We start from the raw sequence: 14,118 nt of genomic DNA, 5'->3' as shown, positions 1-14,118 counted from the left end.
CGCGTCGGCTCTTGTTACGATAACGCCGCCGCGGAAAGCTGGTTCGCCATCCTGAAAGCGGAGATCGGGACAACCGTGTGGGAGACCCGCGAGGCCGCCCGGGCCGACGTCTTCCGCTATGTCGAGGTCGAGTACAACCGCAGCCGGCTCCGCCGGCACCCCGACTACGGGTACGTCACCCCGCTCGAAACGAGATCCCTGCTCAGGCAGAACCTCACCTCAGCAGCGTAAATACCCGCTGTCCAGTGCGCGGGGGGAACTTCAACCGGCTCGTCCCGCGCCCGTACGGCGGGTCCGGTAGCGGGTACGGCAGACCCGGTAGACGGGCAGCCCCTGCCGCGGTGGCGCCGGCGTGTTGCCTTGACTCCTGAGCTCGGTCCCGTCGAGTCCTGGGAAAGCAATGGCGGAACATGCGGTGAACCGTCCAGGAACTGGCCCCCGCGGGGGGCCGCGCGCCATCACTGCATCTCAGCCGCTATCCCTTGGTAGTTCCGATCAGCGACGGATGACAGTGAAGCCAGCGTCGGTGACCGCAGCGCCGTAGTCCGTGCGTCCCGGACGCTCTGACGAACATGGGGACAGATGCCAACATCGCAGGATGAGCTGACCGACCGGCTCGTGGCAGCCGTAACCGCCAAGGACTCCGACGCGGTCAGAGCTCTTCTTGGAGAGGGGCCGATCCAGAGACGCCGGGCCCGGACGGCCTCCCGCTGCTCTGCACCGCCGTGGTCGGGTTCGACTACGAGACCACCGAGCACTGACAGATTCACCGATGCATATCGGTGCATGATGGGGCAAAGTGGAACGAAGGGCCGACTGGCCGGGGCAGTGCCTCCTCAGGGCACACACCGAGGTGAGCACGGAACTCGGCTGATGTCGCTTGGTGTCGGAACAATCCGCAGCGGCCCAGGAAGAGACCTCGCGCTGGAATGTGCTTCGGAAGGACATCCACCGTACCTAATACTTGTCGCACCAGTGGTTTGTTATCTCGTGAGGAGCACCAGGTGGAAATGAAGAATACCGACACGGCGGTTGTGTTCATCGACCCGCAGAACGACGTGCTGAGCGAGGGCGGAGCGAACTGGGACGCGGTAGGAGCGAGCGTCACAGAGAACAGGACCGTTGAGAATATGGAGAGGATCTTCGAGACGGCCAAGGCGGGCGGATATGAGGTCTTCATCTCGCCCCATTACTTCTACCCGACCGACAGCGGATGGCAAATGAACGGGCCGCTCGAGACAAGCGAGCTCGAGACCCACACGTTCGCGCGGACGGGGCAGCTCGATCTGACCGGGTTCCAAAACTCCGGGGCAGACTGGCTGGACCGGTTCAAGCCCTATATCGAAGACGGCAAAACGGTGGTCGCCAGCCCGCACAAGATATTCGGACCGGAAACCAATGACTTGGTACTGCAACTGCGCAAGCGGGGAATGCAAAAGATTATTCTTGGCGGAATGCTGGCGAACATGTGCGTTGAGTCCCATATGCGGCACCTCATCGAGGAGGGATTTGAGGTCGCCGTAGTAAGGGACGCAACCGCTGGACCCCGACACCCGGTCTGGGGCGACGGCTATCAGGCGGCGATCATCAACTATCGTTTCTTCGCCCACGAGTTGCTGTCGACTGACGAAGTGCTCGATCGAATGCACTGAGGAACTCGTAGCCGGAAAATAGCACTCAGCCCGTCCGATAGTAACGCTTCGGAAAGGCGCCGTCGACGGTCGCTGGTGCACTGTGCGGATCGACGCGTGGTACCAACAGAGGTTGCGGACCACAAGCGAGCAGATTCGGGTCGGCGCAAGAGAGGACACTGTGGAGTTCCAGCACATCGTGGAGCTGGTCGGTCGGGCCGTTGACGCCGGCGGTGTAGCAATCATAGTTGTGGGAATTCTCTTGGCGACCGTTCTCGTGGCTATCCGGCTCAGTCGCCGAGAGGCGGGTGTGTACCGCGGCTATCGCCGTCGCGTCGGGCGGTCGATCCTACTGGGGCTGGAGTTCCTCGTAGCCGGCGACATCATCCGTACAGTCGCCGTCGCACCGACGTACACAAGCGTCGGAGTGCTGGCCGTGATCGTGGGTATCCGCACCTTCCTCAGCTTTTCTCTCGAGCTCGAGATCACCGGGCGGTGGCCATGGCAAAAGCCAGCGGCCGAACCCGAAGACTGACCCCGTGCGGCGCCAGTGGAGCATCCGTCAACGCCACGTCAAGGTCCGCACCCGCAAGAACCCCATCAGCAAGTACGGCCCAACGCCGGACAGCACCCCCAGCAAGCCCAGAACTACGCCGTCCGCGCCGACATCGGATTCTTCGAGCACGGCCTCAGCAGCCGCTCAAGGCGCTAACGCCACGGTGTGACTCTGTTGGTGGTCTTCGGTGAGTGCTGACAGTCGCTTCGGCCGATGCTTCAGTGGAGACAAGCGCGGACCGCCTACTACACCCAATGGTTATTGACGCAGTGCTGGGCGGCCAACTCGACTTTGCGGTAGGAAGCCGGACGGGAACGGCCATACGTCATTTATGGCTGACGTCAGTGATGTCGGGCCTACCGCCGGGCGATCCCGCGGGGACAACGACTCGCGACATTGCTGTGACACTCTGCTGTGCTTGTGTTCCGTAATGTGTTGGCACCCGTGATTCAGCGAGCCGCACATGATTTCTGCGATCCCATTTATTGGTTCTGCCGCGTTGCCCTCCCTGCGGGTCGGGTCTAGCGTGAGGAAGGTGGCAACCGGCGCCATCTGTCGCGAGGCACCACGCCGCCGAGGGAAAATGGTTCCCGAGCCTCCGCGGCGACCGCCCTGACTCTTGGTCGCATTCAACCGGGTTGTATGCGGGTGGATTTGACGCAGTACCGCGCCCTGGCGCCCGGAGGTCGATGTGCTTCCCACGCGACATAAGACAGCTACCGTCCACGGCCAAAAGGTCTTCTACCGCGAGGCCGGCCCCACCGACGCACCTGTGGTGCTGTTGCTGCATGGATTCCCGAGCAGCTCGCACATGTTCCGTCATCTCGTGCCCGCACTGGCCGATGACTATCACGTGATCGCCACCGACCACATCGGATATGGCCACTCCGTCATGCCCAAGGTCGACGCATTCGACTACACCTTCGACAACCTCGCGGGCATCACCGCCGGATTCCTGGAGCATCTGGGCATCGAACGTTTTGCCGTATACGTGCACGACTACGGGGCACCGATCGGCTGGCGCCTGGCGCTCGACCCGTCCTTCGATGTCAGCGCGATCATCTCGCAGAGCGGCAACGCCTACATGGAAGGCTTCGCCAAGCCCTTCTGGGACGACCTGTTCGCGTACGCCACCAAGCCCGGCCGCGACACGGAACCGGGCGCGCGGGCCAAGTTCAGCCCCAGCACGACCCGTTGGCAGTACGAGAACGGCGCCACCGACACCAGCCTGGTCAGCCCCGATACATGGACCCTGGACCAGCTGCTGCTGGAACGGCCCGGCAACGACGAGATCCAGCTGGCGCTGTTCCGCGACTACCCGACGAACATCGACGGGTACCCGAAGCTGCAGGAGTACTTCCGTACCAGCCAGGTGCCCCTGCTCGCGGTCTGGGGCGAGCGGGATGAGATCTTCGGGCCGGACGGCGCGAAGGCGTTCTCCCGTGACCTGCCGGAGGCGGAAGTTCACCTGCTGCCCGCCGGGCACTTCGCCCTGGAGACGCATCTGGACGCCATCAGCGGATACATCCACGGATTCCTCGGACGCGTCCTCACATGAAGCTCAGCGAGACCCACGCACTCCGGCTGATCCTCCGCGGACGCGGCGGCTGATGCGATTTCCCGTCCGGAGCGGTGCGGGAGGCGCCCCGAGAGAGGCGGCGTGGTGGCCACGTTGGCAGCAGTGAATGTCGGGATGCCCAGGGACGTTCCCTGGCACGGAAAGACCGTGTACACCGGCGTCTACAAGCAGACCGTGGCCGGGCCGCGGATGGTGTGGCGGCTGAACATCGACGGGGACGGTCAGGGAGATCTGGGCGGGCACGGCGGTGAGCAGCGGACTCCGGGCCGGCATCGACACGATCGGACAGTCATGTGCGACACCACCCACGCGTCCGTGCACGACGCGGCGCTCTCCACGAAGGTGACGCCGGGGTGGCATCGCGGACCACGTTGTCGGCCCGCAGGTCGCAGTGGACGATGTGGTCCCCGTGGGCGAGGGCAGGCCAGGCGGCCTCGAGTGCGGCGAGCTGCGGCAGGCGGTCGCGGGCAGAGGCGGGGAGGTCGGCTGGCGTATCGGAGAGCAGTTCGTCCCAGCCGTGCAGAGCGGCCGCTGTCGAGGGGGCAGTGCTCACCACCGCGGCGTACGGGGCCGGGGCGAGGCTGGAAGTGAGTCTGCCTCATTCCGCGGCCGGCGGGCTCGCCGGGTGCGGGGACGCTGTGCGCGGCCTGCGCACGAGGGAGGCAGGCCACGCACAGCGGAGGGAGCCCTTGTGCCGTGCCGGGCGAGGCATCCCTCCAGCATCCTGGCAGCCGCCAGGGCACCGTGCCGCACCCAATGTGGCATCGGTGTGAGCGCCGCTCTCAGGAATCCTGGTCGTCGTGCAAGGAGATGAAGCCGGGGCGGCAGGCGCGGACTGCTTCGTTCACGGTCCACACCGCCGCCTGCGCCCGCTTAACATCCTGGCTCTGTTCGATCACTTCCAGAGCCTCGGCAGCCGCCACCCTCACCGGCTGCGGCAGGCAGGTGGAACTGCTTCGCTTGGCCGTCGGGCCACTATGGCGGCCGATAGTCGGGTACACGAACGGTCACCAGCAGCAGTTCCCCGAGTTCGACAGCGCAGAAGGCGTCGGAATCGGCTGTGACGTCCCCGCCGAGCATCGCCGCCAGAATTCGGCGAGCGGACGCGGATCGGCACAGTCCAGCGCCACGGACCCCAGCCGCGCTACGGGTTCGGTCATTTTTCAGTTGTTGGGGGTGGTACAGCGTGCGTGCGGCCCAGCCCGTCCTGGAACCCTTCGGTCCGCAAAGTCGCTGCGGTGACGGCGCCGCTGCGTGTCGGCGCGGTGTCAGAGGTTGGCGTAGCCGGGGATGGATGCCTTGATGCGTTCCATCTCGCGTTCGTCGGAGATGCCCTGGAAGTCGTGCCGGGGGGTGTAGGGCATCTCCAGGCGGCGTGCCTCGTCGTCGGTGAGGTTGATGTCGAGGGAGGCGATGGCGTCGTCGATCTGCTGGGCGGTGCGGGCGCCGACAAGGGGGGCGGCAACGACAGGGTTGCGGCGCAGCCACGCCAGTGCGATCTGGGCGCGCGAGACGCCGCGCTGGGCGGCGATGGCGCCGAGGGCGTCGATGATCTGGCGGTCGCTGTCGGCGTTGGCTTTGTAGAGAAGGTCTGCGTAGCTGCCGTCGGTGGCCGCGCGTTCGCTGGTGGTGGCTTGGTCGAAGGGGCGGGCGAGGCGGCCTCGGGCCAGCGGGCTCCAGACCATGGTGGCCACGCCTTCGTCGGCGCACAGGGGGAGCATTTCGCGCTCCTCCTCACGGGCGAGGAGGTTGTAGTGGTCCTGCATGGTGACGAAGCGGGCCCAGCCGTGGCGTTCCTGGAGGTGGAGGGCCTTGGCGAACTGCCATGCGTGCATGGAGGACGCGCCGAGGTAGCGGGCCTTACCGGCCTTCACCACGTCGTTGAGGCCCTCCAGCGTCTCCTCCAGAGGGGTGGTGGAGTCCATGCGGTGGATCATGTAGACGTCGACGTAGTCGGTGCCCAGGCGGCGCAAGCTGTTGTCGATCTCGGACATGATCGCCTTGCGGGACAGGCCGCTGCTGTTAGGGCTGCCGGGGCGCATGGGGTGGCGGACCTTGGTGGTGATCACAACGTCGTCGCGGTTCGCGTAGTCCTTCAGTGCCCGGCCCAGAATCTCCTCGCTGGACCCGTAGGAGTACATGTTCGCCGTGTCGAAGAAGTTGACGCCCGCCTCCAATGCCTGCTTGATCAGGGGACGGCTGGACTCCTCGTCCAGCGACCAGACCGGGTGCCCACGGTCGGGCTCGCCGTAGGTCATGGCGCCGATGGCGACCGGGGAGACGTCCAGGCCGGTACGGCCGAGCTTGATGTAGCGCACGGGGAAGCTCCTACAATGGAAACGAAGCCAAGCGGAGAACTCTCCGCCGACTCGTTCGAGCTTAGTGGAGAACTCTCCGTTTCGCGACTGGGGGCTACCTGCGGGCGCCGCCCAAGGAGGACACGATGGCCGGTGCACCGCAACAGCGCTCCGACGCACTGAAGAACCGCGAGACGATCCTCCAGGTCGCCCACGACGCTCTCGCCGAGTCTCCGGGCGCCTCCCTCAACTCCATCGCCAAGCGGGCCGGCGTCGGCGCCGGCACGCTCTACCGGCACTTCCCCACCCGTGAAGCACTGATCCTGGAGGTCTACCGGCACGACCTCGCCCGCCTCACCGCCTCCGCGCCCGAGATCCTCGCCCAGCACCCCCCGCTGGAAGCGCTGCGCCGCTGGTTCATCACGCTCACCGCTTACGTCCGCATCAAGCACGACCTCGGCGAAGCCCTCCACTCAGCCGCCGCACAGGAGGTCATCAGCTCCTCCTGGCCACCCGTCGCCGCAGCTGTCCAGCAACTCCTCGACGCTTGCGAACACGCTGGCGACATCCGGCCGGGCATCGACCCCGTTGACGTGATCATGCTGCTGAGCTGCCTGTGGCGTACCCCCAACACACCGGACGGTGCCACCCAGGCCGCACGGCTCCTCGACCTGGCCATCACCGGCCTGCAATAGCCGGCGGTTGGGACAGTCGAGGTCCAGGCGGTGCATACTCCCGGCCCTCGGCCCCCGGGCCCGCCCGTCACACCGGAACCGCGACCGTCTCGCTCTCTGGGGTACGCGGGCCGGGCGGTGCCGCCCGGATGGACGGGTCAAGATTGAGGCGGCTGTTCATGTCCAACTCGAACCGGCCGTACGGATTCACCCGGGTTTAGAACAGCGGCGACAGCGCCCGCCGGTCCGCGTCGGTAAGCCCCTGTCCACCCACTTCGGATCGGCCAGGACCTCCTGCATCAGCAGCGTGTTGACGTGCACCAGCGCGGACTGGAGCAGGTGCAACGCAAGCTGGAAACTTCCTGCGACTCCCTGTCCGCACCGGCCAGGTCTCCGTCCTTGCAGTCGAGTGCCGAGCCTGGGCGGCCAGCCGCCCAGGCTCGGCACTCGATGTCGAACATTAGAGATCAAGGTCGGCGCCGGTTTCTACTGGCGGACTGCACGGATGTGTTGGGAAGCCTCCGAAAATGTGGGGAGGCTCAACGAATTGCACGGGCAGTCGCCCGGCTACCTGCCGCCGGTCGAAGCTCCCGGCCCTGCCACCGCTGGCGCAACCAGCGGTCGTGGCTGGCGACTACGATCGCACCCGGTCCGGTGCCGAGCGCCTCTTCGAGCTCGTCACACAGTCCCGGGGAGAGGTGGTTGGTGGGCTCGTCGAGCAGAAGGTGGGGCGGGCAGGCCACCAGTAGCGCCAGAGCCAGGCGGCGGCGATGCCCCACGGACAACTGGCCAACGGGTTTGTCCAGGTCCGTTTCCCACAACAAGCCGAGCGAATCCAGCGGCACCCGCCGTGCACGCGCCGGTCCGAGCGACAGCTCGTAGGTATCGCGTACCGTCTGCCCAAGCCGTTCGAACACGGTGTCCTGGGTGAGTATCCCGACCGTCAGCCCATCCCGCCTGTACACCTCGCCCTGGGCCGTGAGCCGTCCGGCGAGCACGGCAAGCAATGTCGACTTGCCGGCTCCGTTGCCGCCGGTGACGAGCAGTCTCTCGGTCGCCGCCACCTCCAGGCAGTCCAGTGCCAGCCGCCCCGGCACCCCTACATCGCGCAATATCAGAAGCGGTCGGGGCCCTCTAGCGCTTCCACCGCCAACTCACCGGCGAACCGCAGGGGCTGCGGCGGCTCGGCCACCCGCGCGCGCTCCAGTTCCTCCAACCGCCGGGTGGCGTCGCGCACCCGCCGGGAGATCGAGTTCTGCACCCGGCCGGCCCGGTGGCCGTAGCCCATCTTTTCGTTGTCGACTCGGCCCCGGTCCGGAGCCACCCGCTGCGCGGTCACGCCTGCCGACGCGCGCAGTCCCACCAGCTCGTCCTGCTCCTCGGCATACCGCCGCTCCCGCTGGGCCTGCTTCTCGGACAGGTAGGCGCTGTAGTTTCCGCCGTAGCGGACGGGTCCGTCCACCGCCGGGTCGAGGTCGATCAGGTCGGTGCTGACGGCGTCGAGAAATGCCCGGTCGTGGCTGGCGACCACTACGGTGCCGGGCAGGGCCCGGACCTGCTCCTCAAGGAAGGCGGCGGCGTGGTCGTCGAGATGGTTGGTTGGCTCGTCCAGGACCAGGGCGGAGGGCCGCCGGACCAGCAGTACGGCCAGGGCCAGCCGGCCGCGTTGTCCCCCGGAGAGCGAGCCTAGGCTCCGGTCGTGGCCGAAGGCACCGAGGCCGAGGCCGTCCAGGACCAGCGCGGCACGGCGGTCGGCGTCCCAGGACTCCCGGTGCTGGGCCTGTTCGAGACGTCTGCCGTAGCTGTCGAGGAGTTCCTGGTGGCGTGAATCGTCCTCGGGGACGCGGGCCAGCTCCCCGCCGAGCCGGTCCAGTTCGGCGAGGTCCTCACGGGCCTCGCACAGAGCCTCGTCCAGTACGGCAGCGAGGGTCGAGTCCGCGTCGAATGGCATCTCCTGGTGGAGAAAGCCGAGATCACAACTGCCGCCCGATCCAGCCCGCCTCAGCGCGATCCTCGCCCACCTCGACAAACAGCTCGCCGACACCGACACCATCCGCACCTACCTCCCCCTCCAGCGCGAGGAAGTACAGCGCGCCCTCCAGGCCGCCGGCCAACCCCGCCCACCGCGGCCGCAGCTACGGCAGGCGCGGCCTGCCCTGGCGCCAGCGCCGTTCCTCAGCCTCACCGAACGGCACCCCAACAGCCCCACCGGGGCGGGAGACGGCTACGTGCCGGAGATCAAACACCACCCCACAGACCCGCAACCCGCGGTCCTCCACGCCGACAGCTGCACCCGCGCCAGCCGGAAGACGTCACTGATCACCGCAGCTCAGTTCCGTGTCGCGCTCCGCGACACCGAGTACCGAACCCTGCGGCTACTGCCGACCGGAAGACAAGCCGAACGACACGCCGCATGAACGAGTCACAGCCTGCAGGTGGCCCGGCCCACCTGCAGAACGTCCAGGCCAGACTGCAGTCGCCTAGGGCACCTGCCCAGCCCTCTCAAGCGATACTTGAGGCCGCGCACGGCAGTAGGTTAGGCCGGTGTCGGGTCCGTGGGGCATTCCTTGAGCGCTTCGGCGCGCACTCGCGCGCAGCTGCGGTAGATGAGTCGGGAAACCTGCATCTGGGAGATGCCAATGACCTCGGCTATGCGCTGTTGCGTCATGTCCCGGAAGAAGCGCAGATAGAGGATGGTCTGCTCCCGCTCGGGCAACTGACGCAGTCCCTCCTTTGCCGCTTCGCGGTCGGTGACGACGTCGAAGGACGGGTCGGCTTCTCCGATGCAGTCGCCGAGGGTGAAGTTGTCCTCGCTGGCGATCTCTGCGTCCAGGGAGAGGGCGCTGTAGCTTTCGAGAGCTGCCAGTCCCCGCCCGACCTCACGTTGCGTGAGCCCTGTGAGGGCCGCGATGGCAGCGGGGGTGGGTTCATGGCTGCCCGGTCGGTCGGCGAGCTCGCTGCGAGCAATCCGCACCTGGTTGCGGAGCTCCTGCGTCCGTCGCGGCACCCGGACCGCCCAGGTGCGGTCGCGGAAGTGCCGTTTAATCTCACCCGTGATGGTCGGTACCGCGTAGACCTCGAAGGGACCCTGATCCGGGTCGTAGCGGTCCATGGCCTTGACGAGGCCCACCGCGGCGACCTGGCGCAGGTCGTCGTGTTCCTCCCCGCGGTTTCGGAAGCGGCCCGCGACTCGCTGCGCCAGCGGCAGCCACAGGGACACCAGCTCGGCCCGGATCCTCTCCCGCTCCGCCCCCTCCCCCAAGCCAGTCAAATGTGCGAACAGGGCAGCAGAGCCCCCAGGGGTCGCCCGGTAGGAGCGCTTCGTCGACGCCTGAATCCGTTCGGTACGGGGGCTACTTCCGGGCGGGAACCTGGGCCGCCGACGGCATGGCCCTGGACGGGCGCATGAGCAGATGCGCGAGGCAACATGGACATCGCTCCTGAACGGAAGTCGGACGTGAGCCCGGACCACCCACACACAACCGGCGAGTACCCGACCCATGCGGCCGCTCCGCCATCACCCTGGCACGATCACAAGACGAGGACGGGTGACGATCTGATGCGGAGCGTGCACCTCCAGTCTGAAGCGCATTCCCGCCGGGTTCCCCTGCCCATCGGACTCAAACGCGGATACCCAGCGTCCGACCACAGACCCCACGTTCGTCCGACGAACGCTGGGCGGGGGTAAACAGATCGTCGACGACCGGCTCGCCGAGGAGAAGGCTGCCAAGGAGACACTCGCCGCGCTGGAGGAGGTGGACACCGACGACCCGAAGTTCATGCTGCAGCTGATGAAACTGCGTCATGAAGTGCAGGAGCACGCCCGGGCCGAGGAACGTTACGAGTTCATCCACATCCGGCGCGGCACCGATACCGCCAAACTTGCCGCCATGGCCAAGGCCATCAAAGCCGCCGAGGCCATCGCGCCGACCCGACCCCGCCCTAGGGTGGAATCCGGCGCAGCCAACATGACGCTTGGCCCCGTCGCTGCACTGATGGACCGCACCAAGGACACCGTCCGCAAAAAGTTATGGGCAAGGACAGCTGACCACCCGACGCTTATGCGGCTCGGGCAAAAAACGACAGATGCCCGAGCCGCGGCGCCGCCGCAGAACGGTTTGGGACCAGCTGGGGCCGGGCCCTTACGCCAGGGCCTGTTCGCGCACTTGCGCCCAGGTGTCCTGGACGATCCGGCGACCTGCGTCTGGGACATGCCGAAGCGTTCGGCGATACGGGCCTGCGTCTTGTTCTCGAAGAACCGCAGATAGAGAATCGCCCGCTCACGTTCCGGCAGTCGGCGCAGCCCCTCCTGGACTGCTTCACGGTCGACGGCGACGTCGAAGGCCGACTCGATTGTGCCCAGGGTGTCGGATGCTGTATTCGTCGTCGGCCTGGGTGCGTTCCGTGTCCAGGGGGCATGTAGAGACGATCGTGGTCGAGGGCCAGGAGCACCCGGTGAAACTCGGGATTTTTCTGCCGAACACACGATCGGCGAGCCAAGCACCGCCGACAAGCTCGCGCAGCTCGCCGCACTCGGCCTCAGCCGAGTCGGAGTAGCTCGGAGTTGTGGGTGAAGATGCCGTGCGCAGTCGCAGGCGGGGGACGAAGCAGACTGCGCACGGCCAGGAGCGCCCCCTGGGTGAAGTGAGTTCGGGGCGCTCGGCAGCATCCTGACATGGGGATGAGGCTGTGTCGCGCAGGGGTGGCGGCTGGAGGACAACACGGCCGCTACAGTCCCCCACAGTCCTGCGCGCCAGGGCGCAAAGGCGGTAAAGGCGCCGGGCTTCGTGTCCACAGGGCAGCGGCATCGTTTTCTATGAGATCGCGCTTCGGTGTCGAGTCCGCTGCGTGATCTGTGAGAGCCAGGCCACCGCTGCCCGGTCTAGGGTTCTCGCCGCAGTCCGGTCTCTGTAGACGCTCTGGAGAGGCCGGGCTGCTTACCTGGCCTCAAGTCATGAGCAATATCGTCGGGAAGGCACACGCAGCCAGTCAGCCCTGCGGGCGGCTTGGTTCGTGGACAGAGCCAGCCCTGGGATCCGGCGCCTCTTCCTCTGTCAGGCCGCGGCAGGCCCTCGCCCGTCCTGTGCTGCGGTATTACCCTGGAGGCAGTCCGCCGGACGGGGCGGTGCCGCGGACCAGGCCGTGAGGATGGAAGACGAAGGCACCGTTCTTGGGGAGGGCGACGGCAGTACGGTCACGGCGGCCCTCTACACGGAAACGCTCCACCCCCGGAGGGACCCGACCTTCTGCCCCAGACTCTGCACGAGACGATCCAGCTCCTGATACGCGGCCGCCCAGGGCATCATCGGCTCCGAGGACAACGCCCCGTCCACACCCGAGCTGAACCGTGAGTTTGAACCGTTCCGGGTTCGGTAGAGACTCTAGATTGTGGCTGTGACCTGCTGTTTTTGTGTGTTCTGGTAATGGGCGGTTTCGTATTCGGCGGGTGGGACGTGGCCGATCTCACCGTGGAGTCGGCGGTGGTTGTACCAATCGACGTACTCAGCGGTGGACAACTCGACGTCGCTCAGGGCTTTCCAGGGCCGCTGCGGCTTGATCAGCTCGGTTTTGTAGAGACAATGCCGCGGAGTTAACCTCGCCATTTCACTTGGGGACGGCTGGCTGAGGCGGAAACGCGAAAGTGCCTTCCTGACCTGGGACGATGAACCTTGCTGAGGGGTTTTGTCGGTCCAGGCGGAGGGCACTTTCTACGTGCAGGCTATCGCGTTGCGTCCCAAGGTCCAGGTCAGTGCCGATGGTTCGGGGGTGGTCGGGCATGCCGGTGCACGATTGCTGGCGGACCTCGCTGATGCCACCGGGCTGAGTGCCGCGTACTCCGCCGCTCTCAGGCCACTTCGGCCGCGCGGGACCGGACATGATCCGGGCCGGATCGCCACTGATCTGGCGGTGATGCTCGCCGACGGCGGCGAGGCCATCGCGGATCTGGCCGTGCTGCGGGATGAGGCAGGGGTGTTCGGCGCTGTCGCCTCGACAGCAACGGCCTGGCGACTGCTCGCCGACGTTGACGAGAAGGCACTGGCTTCTCTGCGCTCGGCCCGTGCCCACGCCCGGGAAGTCGCCTGGCTGCAGGCCGCCGAGCACGGGGAGGGCATACCCGCGGTCCGGGCCGCGGGACGCATGCTGCCCGGCCTGGTTTTGGACCTCGACGCCACCCTGATCACCTGCCACTCCGAGAAAGAGCAGGCCGCACCCACCTATAAGGGCGGCTTCGGCTTCCACCCGCTGCTGTGCTTCCTGGCCAACACCGGCGAAGGGCTGTCCGGCCGGCTGCGGCCCGGGAACGCCGGCGCCAACACCGCCGCGGATCACATCACGGTGCTCGACCAGGCGCTCGCCCAGATCCCCGACGCCCACCGGCACGGCACCGACATCCTCGTCCGCACCGACAGTGCCGGATCCGCGAAAGCCTTCCTCGCCCACGTCCGTGACCTGCGGGAACGAGGAATCCGTACCTTCTTCTCAGTCGGATACGCCATCACCGAGCCGGTCCGCCGCGCTGTCCGGGCCATGCCCGACCGCCTCTGGCATCCCGCCCTCAACCAGGACGGGACACTGCGTGACGGCGCCGAGATCACCGAGCTGACCGGCATGGTCGATCTGGACGGCTACCCGGCCCACACCCGCATCATCGTGCGCCGCGAGCGGCCGCACCCCGGAGCACAACTGTCCCTGTTCGACCAGGACGAGGGCCTGCGGCATCAGGTGTTCCTCACCGACACCCCGCACTCCGGTGGCGGTTCCGCCCAGTTCCTGGAGGTCCGCCACCGCGGGCATGCCACGGTCGAAGACCACATCCGGTGCGGCAAGAGCACCGGCTTCGGCCGCTTTCCCTCCCGCCACTTCGGCATCAATGCCGCCTGGCTCGAACTCAGCCTCGCGGCGATCGACCTGCTGCCTGGATGCGCGTCCTCCTGCTGGACGGCGAACTCGCCACCGCCGAGCCGAAGAAACTCCGCTACCGACTGCTGCACGTCGCCGCACGTCTCACCCGCGGCGGCCGGCGTCTGCGCTTGCGGATATCGGCGACCTGGCCCTGGAGACACGAACTGGCCACGGCTTTCCATCGCCTCGCCGCACTGCCCCGCCCGGCCGGCTGACCGGCAAATCCCTGCCCACCCACGACCCGAAAGACCCCGGAGAACCCGACCACCGCGCCGGGACCCCACCATGCCCGAACGGCCAAAACACTGCTGCCACCAGACAGCTGACGATCAACGGCACCTCAACACCCCAACCGAAACAGAGAGGTTAACTCCGCGGCATTGTTTGTAGAGACCGATGGTCGATTCCATCAGGGCGTTGTCGAGGGCGTCCCCGACGGTGCCGATGGACGCGGCGATCTGTTCGGCGGCCAGGTGGG

Annotated in this window: 11 protein-coding genes and 3 pseudogenes; 7 read left to right on the top strand and 7 right to left on the bottom strand. The window is 66.8% G+C overall.

Going from position 1 to position 14,118, the window contains the following annotated elements; all coding sequences use genetic code 11:
- The 4 genes from ABZV34_RS34480 to ABZV34_RS34465 form a co-directional block, all read left to right on the top strand.
- Positions 1-231, top strand: a 231-nt coding sequence (locus ABZV34_RS34480; RefSeq protein WP_356285643.1) for an IS3 family transposase, incomplete at its 5' end; no start/stop codon positions are given.
- A 779-nt stretch (positions 232-1,010) separates the two neighbouring features.
- A complete protein-coding gene (locus ABZV34_RS34475; protein WP_356285649.1) occupies positions 1,011-1,652 on the top strand; it encodes a cysteine hydrolase in 642 nt (213 codons plus the stop codon).
- Between the two features lie 82 nt (positions 1,653-1,734).
- Positions 1,735-2,166: a DUF1622 domain-containing protein gene (locus ABZV34_RS34470; RefSeq protein WP_356285640.1), complete on the top strand. Its 432-nt coding sequence runs from the start codon at positions 1,735-1,737 to the stop codon at positions 2,164-2,166.
- Between the two features lie 712 nt (positions 2,167-2,878).
- Positions 2,879-3,745: an alpha/beta hydrolase gene (locus ABZV34_RS34465; protein ID WP_356285637.1), complete on the top strand. Its 867-nt coding sequence runs from the start codon at positions 2,879-2,881 to the stop codon at positions 3,743-3,745.
- Between the two features lie 803 nt (positions 3,746-4,548).
- Here the strand turns inward: ABZV34_RS34465 and ABZV34_RS34460 are convergent.
- Positions 4,549-4,767: a hypothetical protein gene (locus tag ABZV34_RS34460; RefSeq protein WP_356285635.1), complete on the bottom strand. Its 219-nt coding sequence runs from the start codon at positions 4,765-4,767 to the stop codon at positions 4,549-4,551.
- Positions 4,768-5,034: 267 nt separating this feature from the next.
- Complete coding sequence (locus ABZV34_RS34455; RefSeq protein WP_356285632.1) at positions 5,035-6,084, bottom strand: aldo/keto reductase; 1,050 nt, start codon at positions 6,082-6,084, stop codon at positions 5,035-5,037.
- 125 nt (positions 6,085-6,209) lie between these two features.
- Here ABZV34_RS34455 and ABZV34_RS34450 point away from each other — a divergent pair, with 125 nt between their 5' ends.
- Positions 6,210-6,758, top strand: coding sequence for a TetR/AcrR family transcriptional regulator (locus ABZV34_RS34450; protein WP_356285629.1), 549 nt, complete (start codon positions 6,210-6,212; stop codon positions 6,756-6,758).
- 518 nt (positions 6,759-7,276) lie between these two features.
- On the opposite strand, the pseudogene ABZV34_RS34445 reads toward ABZV34_RS34450, so the two are convergent.
- The 3 genes and pseudogenes from ABZV34_RS34445 to ABZV34_RS34435 form a co-directional block, all read right to left on the bottom strand.
- Positions 7,277-8,740 (bottom strand): annotated as a pseudogene (locus ABZV34_RS34445) (ATP-binding cassette domain-containing protein); the annotation flags it as partial.
- Positions 8,741-9,273: 533 nt separating this feature from the next.
- Positions 9,274-10,074, bottom strand: a complete 801-nt coding sequence (locus ABZV34_RS34440) for a SigB/SigF/SigG family RNA polymerase sigma factor (protein WP_356285646.1) — start codon at positions 10,072-10,074, stop codon at positions 9,274-9,276.
- 283 nt (positions 10,075-10,357) lie between these two features.
- Complete coding sequence (locus ABZV34_RS34435) at positions 10,358-10,591, bottom strand: hypothetical protein (RefSeq protein ID WP_356285626.1); 234 nt, start codon at positions 10,589-10,591, stop codon at positions 10,358-10,360.
- Between ABZV34_RS34435 and ABZV34_RS34430 the strand changes: the two genes are divergently transcribed.
- The gene (locus tag ABZV34_RS34430; protein ID WP_356285652.1) at positions 10,493-11,005 is read left to right on the top strand and encodes a hypothetical protein; all 513 of its coding nucleotides are present in this window, start codon (positions 10,493-10,495) and stop codon (positions 11,003-11,005) included. The two genes, ABZV34_RS34435 and ABZV34_RS34430, sit on opposite strands and share 99 nt — an antisense overlap.
- On the opposite strand, the pseudogene ABZV34_RS34425 reads toward ABZV34_RS34430, so the two are convergent.
- Both ABZV34_RS34425 and ABZV34_RS34420 read right to left on the bottom strand, forming a co-directional pair.
- Positions 10,942-11,161, bottom strand: a pseudogene (locus ABZV34_RS34425) (sigma factor-like helix-turn-helix DNA-binding protein); the annotation flags it as partial. The gene ABZV34_RS34430 and the pseudogene ABZV34_RS34425 sit on opposite strands and share 64 nt — an antisense overlap.
- A gap of 957 nt (positions 11,162-12,118) precedes the next feature.
- Positions 12,119-12,442, bottom strand: coding sequence for an IS3 family transposase (locus ABZV34_RS34420; protein WP_356285623.1), 324 nt, complete (start codon positions 12,440-12,442; stop codon positions 12,119-12,121).
- Positions 12,443-12,449: 7 nt separating this feature from the next.
- Here ABZV34_RS34420 and ABZV34_RS34415 point away from each other — a divergent pair.
- A pseudogene (locus ABZV34_RS34415) lies at positions 12,450-13,855 on the top strand (IS1380 family transposase).
- Positions 13,856-14,118: the final 263 nt, after the last annotated feature.

This window comes from Streptomyces sp. NPDC005195, from assembly GCF_040608315.1.
Classification (GTDB): Bacteria; Actinomycetota; Actinomycetes; order Streptomycetales; family Streptomycetaceae; genus Streptomyces; species Streptomyces kaempferi.
This window is presented reverse-complemented; position numbering and strand designations above follow the sequence as displayed.